Source organism: Candidatus Rokuibacteriota bacterium, assembly GCA_016188005.1.
In the GTDB taxonomy this organism is placed as follows: domain Bacteria; phylum Methylomirabilota; class Methylomirabilia; order Rokubacteriales; family CSP1-6; genus UBA12499.
This window is the reverse complement of sequence record JACPIQ010000084.1, coordinates 26,224-42,891: the sequence shown is the minus strand read 5'-3', so window position 1 is coordinate 42,891 and position 16,668 is coordinate 26,224. Positions and strand designations below refer to the sequence as shown.

16 protein-coding genes and 1 pseudogene are annotated in these 16,668 nt (G+C 70.2%); 5 read left to right on the top strand and 12 right to left on the bottom strand.

Annotated features, from left to right (window positions below; all coding sequences use genetic code 11):
• The first annotated feature begins 26 nt into the window (after positions 1-26).
• Positions 27-1,335: pseudogene (locus tag HYV93_16580) on the top strand (amidase).
• A gap of 31 nt (positions 1,336-1,366) precedes the next feature.
• Here the strand turns inward: HYV93_16580 and HYV93_16575 are convergent.
• A complete protein-coding gene (locus tag HYV93_16575) occupies positions 1,367-2,308 on the bottom strand; it encodes a D-2-hydroxyacid dehydrogenase (GenBank protein MBI2527587.1) in 942 nt (313 codons plus the stop codon).
• A gap of 348 nt (positions 2,309-2,656) precedes the next feature.
• Here HYV93_16575 and HYV93_16570 point away from each other — a divergent pair, with 348 nt between their 5' ends.
• Positions 2,657-2,812 carry a hypothetical protein gene (locus HYV93_16570; GenBank protein MBI2527586.1) on the top strand — a complete coding sequence of 52 codons (156 nt, stop codon included), beginning with the start codon at positions 2,657-2,659 and terminating at the stop codon, positions 2,810-2,812.
• Positions 2,813-3,657: 845 nt separating this feature from the next.
• On the opposite strand, the gene HYV93_16565 is transcribed toward HYV93_16570, so the two are convergent.
• Together HYV93_16565 and HYV93_16560 are read right to left on the bottom strand one after the other, a co-directional pair.
• A complete protein-coding gene (locus HYV93_16565) occupies positions 3,658-4,233 on the bottom strand; it encodes a DUF2459 domain-containing protein (protein ID MBI2527585.1) in 576 nt (191 codons plus the stop codon).
• Positions 4,234-4,321: 88 nt separating this feature from the next.
• On the bottom strand, positions 4,322-5,290 hold the full coding sequence (locus tag HYV93_16560) for an NAD-dependent epimerase/dehydratase family protein (GenBank protein ID MBI2527584.1): 969 nt from the start codon (positions 5,288-5,290) through the stop codon (positions 4,322-4,324).
• Between the two features lie 237 nt (positions 5,291-5,527).
• Between HYV93_16560 and HYV93_16555 the strand changes: the two genes are divergently transcribed.
• Complete coding sequence (locus HYV93_16555; GenBank protein ID MBI2527583.1) at positions 5,528-6,031, top strand: VOC family protein; 504 nt, start codon at positions 5,528-5,530, stop codon at positions 6,029-6,031.
• A gap of 216 nt (positions 6,032-6,247) precedes the next feature.
• Here HYV93_16555 and HYV93_16550 read toward each other — a convergent pair whose 3' ends face one another.
• Both HYV93_16550 and HYV93_16545 read right to left on the bottom strand, forming a co-directional pair.
• Positions 6,248-6,607 carry a VOC family protein gene (locus HYV93_16550; GenBank protein MBI2527582.1) on the bottom strand — a complete coding sequence of 120 codons (360 nt, stop codon included), beginning with the start codon at positions 6,605-6,607 and terminating at the stop codon, positions 6,248-6,250.
• A 75-nt stretch (positions 6,608-6,682) separates the two neighbouring features.
• Positions 6,683-6,892, bottom strand: coding sequence for a winged helix-turn-helix transcriptional regulator (locus tag HYV93_16545; GenBank protein ID MBI2527581.1), 210 nt, complete (start codon positions 6,890-6,892; stop codon positions 6,683-6,685).
• Positions 6,893-7,062: 170 nt separating this feature from the next.
• Between HYV93_16545 and HYV93_16540 the strand changes: the two genes are divergently transcribed.
• Positions 7,063-8,373, top strand: a complete 1,311-nt coding sequence (locus HYV93_16540; GenBank protein MBI2527580.1) for a GAF domain-containing protein — start codon at positions 7,063-7,065, stop codon at positions 8,371-8,373.
• Between the two features lie 70 nt (positions 8,374-8,443).
• Here HYV93_16540 and HYV93_16535 read toward each other — a convergent pair whose 3' ends face one another.
• From HYV93_16535 to HYV93_16515, 5 genes are all read right to left on the bottom strand, one after another.
• Entirely contained in the window at positions 8,444-8,719 is a 276-nt protein-coding gene (locus HYV93_16535; GenBank protein ID MBI2527579.1) for a hypothetical protein, read from the bottom strand.
• 154 nt (positions 8,720-8,873) lie between these two features.
• Positions 8,874-9,710, bottom strand: a complete 837-nt coding sequence (locus tag HYV93_16530; protein ID MBI2527578.1) for a carbohydrate ABC transporter permease — start codon at positions 9,708-9,710, stop codon at positions 8,874-8,876.
• Entirely contained in the window at positions 9,710-10,579 is an 870-nt protein-coding gene (locus HYV93_16525; GenBank protein MBI2527577.1) for a sugar ABC transporter permease, read from the bottom strand. Before HYV93_16525 ends, HYV93_16530 begins: the two co-directional genes overlap by 1 nt.
• A gap of 71 nt (positions 10,580-10,650) precedes the next feature.
• Positions 10,651-12,030 (bottom strand): FAD-dependent oxidoreductase, encoded by a 1,380-nt coding sequence (locus HYV93_16520; protein MBI2527576.1) that lies wholly within the window; start codon positions 12,028-12,030, stop codon positions 10,651-10,653.
• Between the two features lie 46 nt (positions 12,031-12,076).
• Positions 12,077-13,345: an extracellular solute-binding protein gene (locus tag HYV93_16515; protein MBI2527575.1), complete on the bottom strand. Its 1,269-nt coding sequence runs from the start codon at positions 13,343-13,345 to the stop codon at positions 12,077-12,079.
• 622 nt (positions 13,346-13,967) lie between these two features.
• On the opposite strand from HYV93_16515, the gene HYV93_16510 reads away from it, so the two are divergent.
• Positions 13,968-14,219 (top strand): hypothetical protein, encoded by a 252-nt coding sequence (locus tag HYV93_16510; GenBank protein MBI2527574.1) that lies wholly within the window; start codon positions 13,968-13,970, stop codon positions 14,217-14,219.
• A gap of 33 nt (positions 14,220-14,252) precedes the next feature.
• Here the strand turns inward: HYV93_16510 and HYV93_16505 are convergent, their stop codons facing one another.
• The gene (locus HYV93_16505) at positions 14,253-14,858 is read right to left on the bottom strand and encodes a hypothetical protein (protein ID MBI2527573.1); all 606 of its coding nucleotides are present in this window, start codon (positions 14,856-14,858) and stop codon (positions 14,253-14,255) included.
• Between the two features lie 148 nt (positions 14,859-15,006).
• On the bottom strand, positions 15,007-16,200 hold the full coding sequence (locus tag HYV93_16500) for a hypothetical protein (GenBank protein MBI2527572.1): 1,194 nt from the start codon (positions 16,198-16,200) through the stop codon (positions 15,007-15,009).
• Positions 16,201-16,668 lie beyond the last annotated feature (468 nt).

The window sequence follows — 16,668 nt, the reverse complement described above, 5'->3', positions numbered from 1 at the left end:
CCGGACGGCCCGGCGGCGGAGTGACCATGGACCGGACAGACCTCCACGGGCTCTCGGCCTCGGACGCGGCGCGCTTGATCCGCCAGGGCGCCATCAGCTCGGAGCAACTGGTCGCGGCGTGCCTGGCGCGGGTGCGCGAGACGGATCCGCAGGTCGAGGCGTGGGCATTCCTCGATCCCGAGCACGCGCTGGCGCAGGCGCGTGCTGCCGACGAATGGCGGGGCGAGGGGCGGCCCACCGGGGCGCTCCACGGGGTGCGACATGCCCACCGAGAACGGCTCCGCCCTCCACGCCGGGCGCACCCCCTCGCGCGACGCCACCGTGGTGGGGATGCTGCGCGCCGCGGGAGCGGTGATCATGGGCAAGACCGTCACGACCGAGTTCGCCAACCGCGCGCCGGGCAAGACGCGCAACCCCCACAACCCCGCGCACACGCCCGGCGGGTCCTCCAGCGGCTCGGCCGCCGCGGTGGCGGCGGGCATGGTGCCGCTCGCCCTCGGCAGCCAGACCGGCGGCTCGACGATCCGGCCCGCGGCCTTCTGCGGCGTGTACGGCTTCAAGCCGACGCATGGCCTGATCCCGCGCTACGGGATGTTCAGGCTCTCCCGGACGCTCGATCACGTCGGGCTGTTCGCGCGCACGATCGAGGATCTCGCGCTCCTCGCCGAGCAGGTCGTGGGCCACGACGAGCGTGACCCCGATTCGCGCCCGCGCGCGCGGATCCCGTATCGCGAGGTGGCGGCCGAGGAGCCGCCGCTCGAGCCGATGTTCGCCTTCGTGAAGACGCCCCGCTGGGACCGCGTCGACGGCGATGCCAGGGAGGCCTTCGCGGAGCTGACCCAGCACCTCGGCGACCGGGTCGAGGAGCTCGAGCTCTCCGCCGCGTCCGAGGAGGCCGCCGAGTGGCACCGGGTCATCATGGAAGCCGAGATGGCGGTGAACCTCGGCCGGGAGTGGGACCAGGGCCCTGCCGCGCTGTCCGCCGTGCTGCGCGCCCGGCTGGCGCGCGGCCGGGAAGTGCGGGCTCTCGACTATCTCCGCGCCCTGGACCGCATTCCGGCGCTCCACGAGAGCTTCGGCGAGCTGTTCGCTCAGCGCTATGACGCCATCCTGACTCCCGCTGCGGCCGGCACCGCGCCCGCGGGCCTCGACTCCACGGGGGACCCGGCCTTCTGCACGCTGTGGACGCTGTCCGGCATGCCGGCGCTCAGCGTGCCGCTCATGCAGGGCGCCAGCGGCCTGCCGCTGGGCGTGCAGCTCGTCGGGCCCCGGCACGGGGACGCGCAGCTGCTCCGCACCGCGCGCTGGCTCGTGGGCCGTCTCGGCGCCGGCTGACCTCCGGGGCCGCCGGAACCGCGCCGCGGGGTCAGTACCCGCGTGCTCGGTCGACGACGTGGCGGAGGGGGCGGCGCGACAGGTAGCGGCGGAGGTTGTCGTTGAAGATCGCCGCGATCTCGTCGGGCGTGCTGGGGCCCGAGATGTGCGGCGTGATCACCGCGTTGTGGAGGCGCCACAGCGGGTGCTCCGGCGGCAGCGGCTCGCGCTCGAAGACGTCGAGGATGGCCCCGGCGATCCGGTGCTCGCTCAGCGCCTGCACGAGCGGCCCCTCGTCGACGACCGCGCCGCGGGCGATGTTGATGAGCCACGCCGAGGGCTTCATGGCGGCGATCTCCCGCGGGCCGACGAGGCCGCGAGTCCCCTCCGTCAGCGGCACGGTCACCACCACGAAGTCGGCCCGCGCCAGCGCCCGGCGCATGGCACCGGTCCGGTAGACGGCGCTCGCCTCGCGCACGCGGCGCCCGGTCCGGGTCACGCCGATCACCGTCATGCCGAAGGCCCGGGCCGCGCGGGCGATGGCGCGCCCGATGTCGCCAAGGCCGACGATGCAGAGGGTGGCGCCGTGGAGCCGGCGCGGGGGCTCGTCGAGCCAGCGGCGCTCACGCTGGTGCTGGCGGAAGGCCTCCACCCTTTGGGTGACCCAGAGGCTCCAGCCCAGAGCGTACTCCGCCATCCACGGCCCGAAGATCCCGGCGGCCCGGGTGATGACCACGTCCGCCGACAGCTCGGGAACCAGGAAGCGCTCCACGCCCGCGCCCATGCACTGGATCCAGCGGAGCCGCGCAGCCCTGGCCAGGAGGTTCACCGGCACCGCCCAGCCGTAGAGGATCTCGGCCTCGGCGATGACCGACTCCGCCTCCGCCGGCGTGGAGCAGGCGACAACCGTCAGCCGGCGCCGAGGCAGCCGGATGAGGCGCGCATAGGCCTCCGCCTCTTCCGGGTGGTAGACGAGGATGGTGGGCGCGGTCACGCCCCGAGCGTGGCGAGGAGGCGGTCCTCGAAGGCGAGGCCCCCCTCGCGCTCCACCAGGCCCGCCGCGATGAACTCGGTGCCGCCGATCACGAGGATGCGCACGACGGCGGGCATCATACCATGCCCCTGCGGCGGTCGGGCTCAGCCGGCAGGAGAGCGGGAGCAGGAGCAGGAGCCAGTCGTGGACTCGAGGCATCATCGGCCTTGACGCTCCTGTGGGTGGTGCGGTAACAACAGGTGTCGGGCAATGTCGTCCGGCGGTCATCACATGGCGGATCGAGACGAGAAGGAATTGCTGCGAGCGCCCCAGGGACCTCTCGACGACGTGCCGAGAACAAGAGGAAGGGTGACGATGCATCTCGACGAGAAGATCGAGGCAATCTACCAGGAAGTCCTGCGACGCAACCCGGGCGAGTGCGAGTTCCACCAGGCCGTCCGCGAGGTCCTGGAGTGGATCGGGCCGGTGCTGGTGAGCGCGCGCTGGCCGATCCGATCCACGTAGTCGCTCAGGGTGCGAGTGTACGGTCGCCTTGCGGTCTCGTGGCGCTGGCCCAGCCCAAGAGGCACGCCCCTCGGTGCTCAGCCCGAGGGCCGTCTCGTACACTCGGTGAATTCCGCTCGCGTCGTATTCGAAGCTCACTGAGAGAACATATCAAAGGAGGGCTTCGCCCCGCCGCAAGCGAGACCGACGGTTCGTCACGGGCGCCGCCCACTTCGTGGACGATCTCTCCCGAGTGGCGCGGCGGCCGGAACGTCGCGAGCCGTGCCGGCGCAGCCTGGGCGACCCCGGACCGCCCGGCCCCCGGGCAGAGATCCGGTTCCCGGGCGCCCCCTCCGCGATGCCCCGGCTACCAGCGGCGTTCGTAGCCGTCGTGGCGGTACCGGCCGTATCCGTGCCGGCCGTATCCGTAGTGGCCGTATCCCGGCGCTGGCACGACGACGACGGGTCGAGGCGCAACCACCACCGGCGGGCCAACCACCGGGACCGGGGCGGGAACCAGCACACAGCCAGCGGCTACGGCGGCCATACTGCCCGCAAGGGCGAGTATCCGGGCGACGCGTGCGAGTCTTCCACTTTGCAGCATTCTCGTGGACCTCCTGTCGATCAGACGCGCGCGCCGACTGGATTATTTGCGTCACGGGTTCGAGGCGATCTCGAACGGCGGCCCCATTTGCCCGTCCTGCTGGCTGCAAGCATGAGGCGTTCTGCCACGGTGGACCCCGCGGCGCGATTCCCGCACGCGGAGCGACTTCGGGTCTCGTCGAGGAGGTCCCCGGCCAGGACCAGATTTTCCTTGGCCATCAGGGCGTCGTTGACCGGCGGCGCCCCGGGATGGGCCCAGCCGGTCAGCCGCCGCAGGCCGTGGCCTGGAGCAGGAGATTGCCCGCCGTCACCGCGTAGGCGGGCGTGATGGGGCAGCCCGCCGCGCGCAGGGCGGCCGCCGTCCAGTTGTTGCAGGTGTTGAGGAGATGATAGGACCCCACCGCCCCGTAGAACCGGCTCAGCGGGTAGAGTCCCGGGCCGAGCGCGAGCGGGCGACCGGCGGCATCGTGCGCGTAGCTGGCCTGGACGAACCGCGCCAGCGCCTCGAGCCCGCGGGGCGAGAGCCCGATCGTGACGATCTCGGCGCCCGGGAAGTACGCGGCCGGAGGCGCATCGAAACCCGCGATGTGGAGCACGCTGCCGGCCGAGCGGAAGATGGCGTCCAGCGCGAGCCCGACGCCGGCCCCCGGCGACTGGTAGAAGGCCCGGTCGCCCCAGCCGACTTCGAGCCAGCGCGCCGGGGGAAAGTCCCGGTGCTCGGGCCAGGCCTCGTCCGGGATGTCCGCCCGCGCGACGACCAGCCCCGCGTGCCAGCCATGCCCCACCACGTACACGGTCCTGACGGGCTCCCCCGGGCGCGGCGAATGGAGGCTGGCCACGGGGCCCAGGCACCCCCAGCCGAGAGTCACGGCGAGCAGAAGCGGGAGCTCTCGCAGCCGATCTTCCTAACGAGGATGGTGGGCGCGGTCACGCCCCGAGCGTGGCGAGGAGGCGGTCCTCGAAGGCGAAGTCCCCCTCCCGCTCCACCAGGCCCGTCGCACGGTACCAGTCCCACGTCTGCGCCAGTCCTGACCGGAGCGTGTAGCGTGGGCGGATGCCGAGATCGAGCCTGAGCTTGTGGGTGGTGTGGACGGCGTGGCAATCGTAGACGAGGTTCTGGCCGAACACCGGGCCCGGCCTGTCCCAGCCCTTGAGGCACGCCGGATCGAAGTGGCGGAAGGTCACGGGGCGTCCCATCACCTCCGCGATCAGCTCCACGAACCCCACCTGGGTGATGGTCTCCTCACCCATGATGTTGTAGGCTTGGCCGTGAGTGCGCGCATCGCCCAGCATGGCCGCCAGGGCGTCGGCCAGGTCCTCCACGTGGCCGAACTGTCTGAGCCAGCCCCCGTGCCCCGGGACCAGCACGGGGCGTCCCCGGTGGATCCGGTCCATGAAGAACGTCTCGTTGTGGCGCGTGTTGAGCGGGCCGAGGACATGCGTGGGGCGGACGATGGTGACGGGGAGCCCGTCCCGTCTGTGGCGCTCGAGGAGGGCGTTCTCGCCGGCGATCTTGTGACGCGCGTACTCACCCCAGTAGAGCCCCCGCGGCGTGGTCTCGGAGTAGGGGATGGACAAGCTGTGGTCGTAGACGCGCGCCGTGGAGACGAAGAGGACGTGCGGCTGGCCCCGGAGCGCGTCGAGCAGTGCCACCACGTCCTCCCCCAGGGTCGGGGCATAGGCGACGTCCACCACGCCGCCGAACGTCTCGCCCGCGAGGGCCGCGCGGAGTGCCGCATGATCCTTCCGGTCGGCGACGATGGTCCTGACCCCGGCGGGCAGTCGCTCCGCGCGGCGGCCGCGGTTGAGCACGGCGACCTCGTGACCGCGGCCCAGGAGCGCGCGCACGAGGTGGAGGCTGATGAACTCGGTGCCGCCGATCACGAGGACGCGCATGACGGCGGGCATCATACCACGCCCTCGCGCCCGTCGGGCTCAGCCAGCAGGGGAGCGGTCCAGACCGCGCTGGCCATCACGCGGCCGCCATCGCCGCGACCATCATCCCGCGGTCCCGCGACGAAGCAAGTGGAGCCGAATGAGATGAGGAGCTCCGGCTCTGAAGTGGCACGCCCGCGGGCGTGGGTGTAGGGTGGCCGGTGAAGCCGTGACATCTCGTTCGACAAGGAGGGACCCATGGTGACCAAGGCCGCGGCAGCCAAGACACCGGCGAGCAAGAGCGCCAAGGTGAAGCCGATTCCCGACGGGTACCACTCGGCCACGCCGTACCTGATCGTCGACGGCGCCGCCCGCGCGATCGACTACTACAAGAGGGCTTTCGACGCGAAGGAGCTGATGCGCGTCCCGGCACCCAACGATCGCATCGGGCACGCCGAGATCAAGATCGGCGATTCGGTGATCATGCTGGCCGACGAGCACCCCGAGATGGACGCGCGGAGTCCCGAGCACTACGGCGGCTCGCCGATCAGCATCATGATCTATGTGGAGGACGTGGATGCGCAGTTCAAGCAAGCGATTGCGGCGGGCGGCACCGAGGTGCGGCCGGTGACGGACCAGTTCTACGGGGACCGCTCCGGCACCCTCAAGGATCCCTTCGGCCACAGCTGGCATCTCTCCACCCACAAGGAAGACGTGAGCATGGAGGAGTTGAACCGCCGCATGGCCGCGATGAAGAAGTAGCGGTCGAAGGCGCGCCGTAGCAGACGCACTTGAGCCCTCGGAGGTCGGAGCGGCAGCGTGGGCGCGTGGCCCGGCCGCTCCGACCCCAGCTCCCGGGCGGCATCGACCCCGTCGCCGCGCGGGGCAACGGCCGCCGGCCGACCTTCGAAGACGATGACGACCGCGGGCGCTTCCTGATCGTGCTTCCTGGAACGCGTTGAGGTGTTGGCGGGCGGCTCACGCCTTCGCGCGCGGTTGCCACAGACCGAGCACCGCGCCGGTCGGATCCTGGATCATGCTGAACCAGCCGAAGCCCGGGACCTCGGTCTTGTCCATGACCACGGTGGCGCCGAGAGACTTGGCCTTCGCGGTCGACGTCGTCACGTCGTCCACCTGGACATACGCCAGCCAGTGCGACGGCGTGCCGGGCATGGGATTCTTCATGATCCCGCCTCCGGTGCCCGGCCCCACGTTGATCATGGTGTAGTCCATGCCGGGGACGTCCTGAAGCTCCCAGCTGAACAGCCCCTTGTAGAAACCTCTCGCCTTGGCAGGATCCTGCGTCTGCAGCTCCACGTGCACGAATGGGTTCGCCATGCTCGGACCCTCCTTGGCCCTCGAGGGTACGCTCGTTGCCTTGACCGCGCGACTCAGAGACTCGCAGCCAGCCGATCAAGGCAGCCGTTCCAGCCCTTGTCGTGATCGTCGCGGAGGGGCGCGCTCGGGGAGATGCTTCGAGATAGCGGGCAGCGACATCTCGAAGGGCGCGGCCAGCTCGGTGACGGGAGCCTCTCCCCGCGCGAGGCGCTCCAGGATCGCCCGCCGGGTGGGGTCGGCGAGGGCCGCGAAGGTCGAGTCGAGCGGGCCTCTATACTTAACCATGTGGTTAAGTGGAAGACCGCGGGGCACCGAAGTAGCATCTGCATGGATATTCCGCTCGACCCCGGGCATCCGCGATCGGATGAGGGGTCGTCCGCGATGCGGGTGTTCAGGCCGCGTGCGCCCGCCCCCCCGCGCTTGCGAGACGCGAGATCCTCGTTTACGCTCCGCGTATGGCCGCGGACCGACCGGCACCACGCTTGGCCAACGCGCGCGCGGAGCAGGTCGAGGAGCCCAGCCAGGAGCTCCGCGCCGCCTTCGAGCAGCAGGTCGCCACCGCGCAGATCCTGCGGGTCATCAGCGAGTCTCCGGGGAACCTCCAGCCCGTCCTCGACGCGATCGCCCGCAGCGCGAACCGGCTCTGCGAAGGAGTGTTCAGCGCCCTCTTCCGGCTCGAGGGCGAGACGATCCAGTTCAGCGCCCACGACGGCTTGGCGCCCGAGCAGCTCGAGGCGATCCGCCGCGTCTTCCCCGCACGGGCGAGCCGGGACAGCATGACCGGGCGGGCGATCCTCGATCGGCAGGTGGTCCATATCGCCGACGTCGCCGGGGACCCGAGCTACGCCTTGATGCCGCTCGCGCGAGAAGTCGGCTACCGGAGCTTCCTCTCGGTGCCGATGAGCCGCGGGGGTGTTCCCGTCGGCGCCGTCAGCGTCGCGCGCCGCGAGCCCACGCCGTTCACCGACCGGCAGATCCAGCTCCTCGAGACGTTCGCCGATCAGGCCGTCATCGCCATCGAGGGGGTGCGCCTCTTCCACGAGATCCGGGAGAAGAGCGAAGCCCTGGCCGCGCTCAACGCGACGCTGGAGGAGCGCGTCGCCGCCCAGGTGACCCAGCTCGAGCGACTGGGCCGCCTGAAGCGCTTCTTTTCCCCCCAGCTCGCCGAGCTGATCGTGGCGGGCGGCGCTGAAGACCCGCTGCGGACGCACCGCCGCGAGGTGGCGGTGACCTTCCTCGACCTCCGCGGGTTCACGGCCTTCGCGGAGACGGCCGAGCCCGAGGAGGTCATGGGCGTCCTCCGCGAGTATCACGCCGAGATGGGGCGGCTCATCCTGGCGCACGAGGGCACCCTGGAGCGGTTCACCGGTGACGGCATGATGATCTTCTTCAACGACCCCGTGCCGGTGCCGAACCCAGGCGAGCGCGCGGTGCGCATGGCCCTCGCAATGCGCGAGCGCGTCGCCGAGATGATCGCGGGCTGGCGCCGCCGCGGCTACGAGCTCGACCTCGGCATCGGCATCGCGCAGGGCTACGCGACGATCGGCGCCATCGGCTTCGAGGGGCGATGGGACTACGGCGCCATCGGGACCGTGACGAACCTGGCCGCCCGGCTGTGCGGCGAGGCGAAGCCGGGACAGATCCTGATCTCGCGCCGGCTCCTGGCCACGGTGGATGACCTGGTCCTGGCGGACGCCCTGGGGGACCTCACCCTCAAGGGTTTCCTCAAGCCGGTGCCCGCGTTCAATCTTCTCGGCCTCAGGTGATGCTGGCGGCCGTCTCGGGCAGCCGGCTGATGCTCGGAGTGGCCGGGCGCCGTGGGCGCGGCGCTCGACCTCAGACGCCGGCCCGCCCGAGCGCCCACGCCTCGCTCGCGTCCTCGCGCCCGGGAGCGAGGCAGCTGGCGCGCTGCTCGTAGCCGGAGGCGGCGCGCCCGCGCACGCGCTCGACGAGCTCGTCGGCCGTCCCCGTGGTCGTCAGGGCGCCGATGAACGCGGCGGTGATGAAGCGCTCCTCCTCGGGGCGCGGCCGGAGGAACTGGCCCTGTGCGGCGTGAGGTCGCGCGCGGCGACCTCCGTCCCCACGCTGTGCCATGGGCGTCGGTGGGAGCACTGGGAGCGATCCTCGGGGCGCCGGGTTCGCACGCGCCACCCCGCTCGAGTCCGGACCTCATGTCAGGTCCACGGCACGCAGCCGGCGTCGGCCGCCGGCGGCCGCCCGCGGGCCCGATCCCCGGAGAGCCCGCTGATGATGGCTCCGCCCCCTGTTACCCCTTCAATGCGCCGGTCAGGAGGCCGCGGACCACGTATCGTCGGGCCACGAGCACGAACAGCACCGGCAGGGCCATCATCACGGTGGCCGCCGCCGACATGGGCCCCCACTGCACGCCGTCGTCCGTGACGAAGTTCAGGATGAAGATCGGCATCGTCGCCGCGTGTCGCGCGGTGAGGAACAGCGCCAGCGCGAACTCGTTCCAGGCGAGGAGGAACGTGTACACGGTGGTGGCGGCCAGGCCCGGGGCCACCAGGGGCAGAACGATGCGAGCCAGGCTCGCCAGGCGAGTGCATCCATCGATGGCCGCTGCCTCCTCGAGCTCGATCGGGATGTCGTCCATGTACCCGCGCAGCATCCACACGGCGAACGGGATGTTGATCGCCGAGTACACCGCGATCAGCCCCAGATGAGTGTCCAGGAGCCCAAGGCGATTGAGGAGAAGAAACGTCGGGATGGCGGTGGCGATGGGTGGGAGCATGCGGGTGGCGATGATCAGGAACCCCAGGAGCCCGCGGCCCCGGAAGCGCAGGCGGGCCAGCGAGTAGGCCGAGAGGCTCGCTGCCACGACCGCCCAGACGGTGCTCAGGCCAGCGATGACCAGGCTGTTGCGGAGGAACAGGCCCAGCTCGCTGAGCTGCCGGCCGCCTCCGAAGAGCTGGGCGTAGGACTCGATGGTGGGACGGAAGAGGAATACCGGGGGCACCGCGAAAGTGTCGATCGGCGGCTTCAGCGAGGTCAGCACGATCCAGACGATCGGGAAGAGGCCGAAGGCGGTGAACGCGCAGAGGGTCCCCAGGACGGCGGCGTGCGCCAGTGGATGGAGGCGCATCAAGCTGCCGCCCGGCGCCACGTCCGGAGCGCAAATCCGGCACTGGCGAGCACCGTGAGGAGCAGGATCAGGTAGGACACCGCCGAAGCCTGTCCCAGGTTCCAGTGCACCCGCAGCGTTTCGTACAGGTACACGCCGATCGTCGTCCCCGCCTGGGCGGGCCCGCCAGAGCGGAACAGGGCGTAGATCGTATCGAAGGTTCTCAGGACGAAGATCATGCGGAACAGGAGGACGACGACGATTATCGCCGAGAGCCACGGGATCATGATGTGGCGGAGGACCTGGCGCGGCGCGGCACCGTCGACGCGCGCGGCCTCGATCAATTCGGTGGGCACGGTGGCGAGGCCCGCGCCGAGGACTAGGATCACGAACGGCGTGTGCTGCCACACCTCGATCAAGAGGATGGTGAGCAAGGTGACGCTCGGGTCGGACAGCCAGCCGACGGCCGGGAGCCCGAGGCTCCGCAGGGCCCAGTTGACCAGGCCCAGCTCGTCGTGGAGGAGGACGCGCCAGACGAGGCCGACCACGGCGGGGGTGATCATCATCGGGATCAGGAAGACGGTCTGGAAGAACGGCTTCCCGCGCACCGGCAGCATGAGGAGGAGCGCGGCCCCGAAGCCCAGGACGAACTCCAGCGCCACCGCCGCGACAACGAGGGTGAGCGTCGTCGCGAGGGCCTGCTGGAACAGCGGATCGGCGAGGGTGGCCAGGTAGTTCGCGACCCCGACGAAGCGCGGAGGCGCTTCGCGGAGCGGGCTCCACGAGTAGAAGCTCAGGTCGAGGCTGTAGGCCCAGGGGCCGACGAGCACCGCCCCCATGGTCAGGAGGACCGGTGCCGACCACGCGTAGGGGGACAGCGCGCGGAGCATCTGCCCGGTGGTCGACGCCGACGTCCGTGCTGGTGCCACGACCCGGCCAAGAGGGGGCGGAGGCCCCACGCCTAGCGGGTGCCCCCGGCCGTCCCGGCGGCGGCGTCGCCGAGCGGTGAGTCGACGATCGCATCCTGGGCACGTAGCACTGCGCGAAGCTCATCCGTATCGACGCGCCGCGGTGGAACCGTCGCCTGGCCGGCGAGCGCCGCGGCCACGCCGGCAGCGTGCCCGAGCGCCATGGCCGACCCCATGTGTCGGAGGGCGCCCATCGCCTCGCGGGTGGCCGACACGCACCGTCCGGCCACCAGCAAGCCTTCGACACCGCTCGGCAGGAGGCAGCGGTACGGCGTCGAAAACGGGGCGGGGGGCACCACGAGCGTGAGGTCGGCTCCCGTGGCGTGGTGGACGTCCATCGGGCCCCCGCCCTGCGCGATCGCGTCAGGGAACTGGCGGCCACTCAGGACGTCCTCCTTCGTCAGGACGTAGTCCCCCATCACCCGCCAGGTCTCACGGATCCCGATCCATGGCGCGAGCGCGACGAGCCGGCACCGCTCGAAGCCGGCGACTTCCCGCCTCAGGTAGCCGATCACCGAGAGGGCCTGGCGCCGGCCTTCCGCCTCCGCGGCCGTGAGGTCTTCCTCGTCGCTCCCGTCGCGCCCGGTCACCCGCGTCATCAGGAGGAAACCATCGTGCCCGGCCGGCGAGCTGACGAGCGCGAGGCTCTTGAAGAATAGCTCACCCCGCTCGATGCCCAGGTTCACCAGCCGCTGCTTCTCCTCCCGGGGCAGCGCGCGGAAGCGCGGAACATCCACATCCATGACCCGCACCATCAAGGTCATGGGCTGGCGGCTCCTGGGATCCTGGGCCTTGTTTTCGAGCTCGGCACCCGATTTGTGCGCCACGAGGCCGTCGCCGCTGGCGTCGACCACCACGCGGCCACGGATGGCCTTCCGCTGGGAGCGTCCCTCGACGATCACGCCCCCCACGCGGCCCTCCTCGACGAGCGGCTCCACCACCCGGCTGTGGCTGAGGACCTTGACCCCGGCCTCCTCGACCATCCTGTCGAGGACGATCTTGAGGATCTCGGGATCGAATGGGAAGGTCCGACCCTCGATGGGATGGTCGCTCGCTTCCGCGATGAGGTACGGCGTGAACCCGGTGGCGCCGCCCGCCTCGATGAGCCGGTGGGTGATCTCGAAGGCGAGGCCCCCGGTGACGCGGTGCTCGTGCCAGTAAAACCCCATGAAGCTGGCCACCATACCCCCGGTGGCGCTGCCTCCCAGGAAGCCGTCACGCTCGACCAGCAGCGTGCGCACACCCATGCGCGCGGCACCGATGGCCGCGCACACGCCGGCGGGTCCGCCCCCCACGACGAGCACCTCGCTCGTGTGGGCGACCGGCGTCCGGCGCGCGGGTTCGGGAACCCACTCGACCGCGGCGCCTGACATCACCCAGTCGCCCTGGCCGGCTCGGGGTGGCCGGCCGCGCCCGGCATCACTGAAGGGCCCGGTCGACGCGTTCGAACATCGCGGCGGCACCCGCCTCCGGGGATTTCCGGCCGAGAATGACCTGCTGGACCTCCTCGTGGACGATTTGCTGGAGCTGGGTGAGCTGCGGTACAGGGAACGGGTGCGTGTAGCCCGTTTCCAGCGCGGCCCTCACGGCCCGCGCGGCCGGGTTGGCCCGGACCACGGCGGGATCGTCATACACGCTCGGCGACGTCGCCCCGTTGCCGGTCTTCGCCGCGTTCAGCTTCTGGATCTCCGGGCTCGTGATGAACCGGATATATTCCCAGGCCGCGTCCTTCACCTTGCTGTTCTTGTCGATCGCGTAGGTCCACGCGCTGCCGTAGTAGACCGGCGGGTCTGGGCCGAGCTTCTGGCTGGGCATGGGCGCGTAAGCCATCTTCCCGGCGGCCTTGGACTTCAAGGGGTCCTCGAGCTGGACGGCCCGCGTGAAGTTCTCCCCGTTCATCGCCATGCGCCCCTGCTGGAACAGCACGACGTTGTCTTGGAAGGTCAGGGAGAGCGGGTTCGGCGTGAGCCCCTCTTGGGTGAGCGTACGTAGCAACTGGAGGACCTTCACCGCCAGGGCCGATTTCAGGCTCGGGTGGGCATGTTTGCGGTCGGCGGTGATGAGGCGGCCACCGTTCGGCAGCATGAAGTGCCCGGCAAAGGCGATGACAGTCCACAGGGGCTCCGGCGTCTTGATGCCGGTGCCGTAGACCGTCGTCCCCCCGGACTTGCGCGTGAGCTTGCGGGCGGCCGCCAGGTACTCGTCGAGCGTTGCGGGGATTCGAAGCCCCGCCTCGTCCAGGACATCCTTCCGGTAGAAGAGCACGTCGAGGTTCAGCCGGTACGGCAGCGCAACCACCGAGTCACGGTAGGTGACGTCGCGCATCACGCCGGGCCCAAAGGTCGAGACCGGATCGATGCCCGCCCTCCGGAGCGCGGGGCCGAGGGGCTCCAGGTACCGGGCCACCTCCGGCACCCAGTAGTTGTTCAGGCTCACGACGTCGTACGTCGCCGTCCCCGCGATGAACTGGGCCACCTCTCGGTCGAGCACCGCGGTGGTCTGGGCGATGGTCTCGACCTCGGCGCGGTACTTGCCCTTGAAGCGCTCGTTGAAGGCCTGAATGCCGGGAGCGATGGCGTTGTGGGCGGTCTTGTCGCCGAACACGCGGATCACTACCTCGTCGGCCGCGGCTGGCGCCGGGCCCGCCAGCAGGAGCATGGAGAGAAGCAACGTCCCACCGCACCTCATCGTCTCACCTCCTCGGCCCTGTTGGCCTCCCGGCTCGGCGAGGACCGGCGCTTCCTCAGCGGATCCGCCTCGGTTCGCCGCCGTCGTTCTGCGGCGCGGCCGCGGGCGGGCATCGATCTTCCGCCCGCCGGCGCAGGCGGCGTGACGATCGAGGGGCACCGACCACCGCGAGCGAGCGTGGGAGTCAGAACGCCTGCCTCGGAGGCGCCCAGCCGGCCGGCGGCATGCGCCCCTGTCGGAAGCAGGCCTGCTGTGCTGCGGGGGGCCCGCAAGACAGCGTCGCCGGGAACCCCGGCCCTCGCAGGGATCACCCCCCATGCCCCCCCGCGGCCGACACCACGGCGCACACGAACTCCTCCTCGCTTTCCGGGAGAGTTCGCCTGACTGACCGCAAAGCTAACCGGAGGACCACGGCACCGTCAAGGGCCGATACGCGGCCGGGGGACCCGCCCTGGGCGGCGCGTCGAGGCACCTGCCGCACCGGCCTCTCCTGACCACCGAATCGGTCGGCTCAGGAGGACGCCCATTCCGTCTGTCGCACAGGACATTCTATGCGACACTCTCCGGCGACCGCATTCACGATGACACCGATGCGTCCGAGGGCGCATCCACGGAGGCGACGATGGCAGACCAGGAAGACCTGCAGGCCGAGCTCGAACGGCTCCGCAAGGAGAACGAAACCCTCAAGGCCCGCACCACGCGTGGTGTCTCTCTCCGCGTGAGCGGCAAGGGCGGCGTGTCCGTCTACGGCCTCGGCCGGTTCCCCGTCACCCTCTACAAGGAGCAGTGGGAGAAGCTCCTGGCCATGGCCGACGACATCCGCGCCTTCGTCCGCGAGCACGAGGGCGAGCTCAAGGCCAAGGAGCCGCGGTGAGGTGAGGGGGCCGGGGTGCCTGGCTGACGGCAGCTACTTCAGCCTGCCCCGGATCCGTGCCGCGGCCTTGTCGGCGATCGGCTTGACCAGTCCAGGCGTGAGCATCACGCCCTCGACCGCAGGCCCTTGAGCCACGTGAAGCTTGACCACGGCGCGACCCACGCGAAAGATGTAGAAGTACTGCGTCAGGTTCCGGCTCAGCGCGGGCTCGAAGCGTGTCCCTCCGAAGACCCGGCATTCGCTGCCGACCTTCGGGGCGCTCGGGACCTCGGGGTACCCCTCGGAGTTCACGCCGAGGGTCGCGCGGTGATACGCGGCCGCACCGGTGTCCGTGGCGAAGAGCCAGCGGATATCGGCGAGCCGCCATACGGCGGTCCCGGGTGCCCCCATCCAGATCGCCAGGCCGGCTTGCTCCCCACCGTGTTTCGCGTACGCGAGGTCGCCAGCGCGCGGCCCCTTGTCGCGGGAATCCTGGATCCGCCGCATGCCGGGAGGAACATCCGACGGTTCGAGGAACATCGCCAGGTAGGTCGTCCGCCCCGGCACCTCCGCCGCGGGCGCCGAGGCGTTCCCGCCCCACAGTGCGGCGACAATGGCGACCGTGATGCCCAGCCACCGCCCAGGCCCGTGCCGGCCCATCGTCGACCGTTTCTCCGGCGGGGCCCGAAGAACCACGGCCCTCATGGGCGTCGGGCTGAGATCGCCATGGTCCCTCCGGGCCGCACCGCCGGTCCGCCCTACGGGGAGCGAGGCTCTCGGGAAGAGAGCCTGCCCCCGAGCACCAGCATCAGGCCTCGTCACCCCGTGGCACGCCCGGCCGGCGCCGGCGGCCGAGGACCCAGAGAAGAACCAGACCGAAACCGAGGAGGGCCAGGGCCCTCGGCTGCGGTATCGATTCGGAGATGACGAAGGACACTTCGTGATTCCTTCCATCGAAGTTGATCCGACCGTCCCCGTCGGTGTCGACGAGCAGCGAGAACCAGTGGCGGAGCCCTCGGGTATCGTTGGTCTGATCGGCGTCCTCGACGAACGTCACGTACGGGATCCCCAGGATGAACCCGCAGCCGGTCAGATCCACGAAGTGCCCGCCCCCACCGTCGAAGAGATAGCCGAGCTCGACATCCTCCCCCGCCTTGATCTCCGAGCAGATGAACTTGACGAGATCAGCCACGGTATCACCGGCCGTCGTCCTGTCCGCCGACGTTCGCTTGTGTCGGGTGAAGTCGCCGACGATCTCGTCCTTCCCTGGATCGAAGTGCTTCGTGACCAGGCTCCGCAACGGCTTGTTGCGGTCGAGGTACTCGAACTTGCCCTCGAGGATCGAGTCCGCCCCGATGCCATCGCCATCCCGCCTGTTGCGAAACGTGCGTCCCATGTCGGTCTCGAGCTGCCCGACGAGCGACCCGTCCGGCCCCAGCCCCATCACGTGGGGGTCGAGCCGGAGCGAACCCGGATGCGCCGTATTGAGCCAGGCAAGACTGTTTGCGACCGCCATCGGCGCGCACTGGTCATCGGCGGTCTGGACGTTTGGATGGCCGGGTTGCCAGTTGAGCTCGGTCGAGGCGCCTGGAAACGCGAGGGTCCTGACCGGAGGTGGGGCACCCGGATTGGTGACGCTGCCGGCCCCGTAGCCTTCGGCGGCGACGACATCGTTGGTGGGTGGCAAGGCGAAGGGATTCGTCACGTTCCCGGAGAACAATGAGATCGGGCTCGCCGTGTATTCAACGCTCAGGTTGAGCACCCGCGTGACGATCGACCCGGACGTTCCGAGGTTGAAACTCGTGCCGATCGTGGAGTATCCGGAGCTCGGGTCGACGGGAAGGTTCTGTATGACCCACCCGAAGCTGGAGTGGACATTCAGGAAACCGCCGGAAATGCCGGTGGCACTGGCGAGTGCCGCGACGTCGACGGTGGCGGTCCCCCAGTCGGAATTCGGGATGGTCGCCAGGGTGTAGGCGAAGTCCACCTGGTTGAAGGTCACACCTTGGCCTTGTGCCACTGGAGCGGCGAGAACCGGTGGGGTCGCCAGGAGCAGAGCGAGCAACGCTGAAAGAGTCGGTCGGAGCATCGTGCAGCCCTCCCTCCGAGACCTTGTCCGCGCGCGACGGCCTCCCTGTGAACGGCCTGAGTGACCTGGAGCTGCTTCCCTGCCAGCTCACCGTGCAAGTGCTGCACAGCGCGTGCCACGAAGGAAAATGCAGGGAATACGCAATGCGCTGCGGCGGGGCTGGGGGACTTTGGTAAGGTTCTCGACGCCGCTCGAGATCCGTCAATCCCGACGGGATGTTCCCGGCCTGAAACCAGCGCCTTCCCGGGGCTGCCTGTCGGAGTCCTTTACAGAAGGGGCACCGTTCATGGAGTCCTGGGGAGCGCCGGGCTCCTGGGCCGGCCTGGACGCCGAGCGGACGGGGGGCCGCCATCGGGACCAGCCAATCTTCCTGACCGGCGG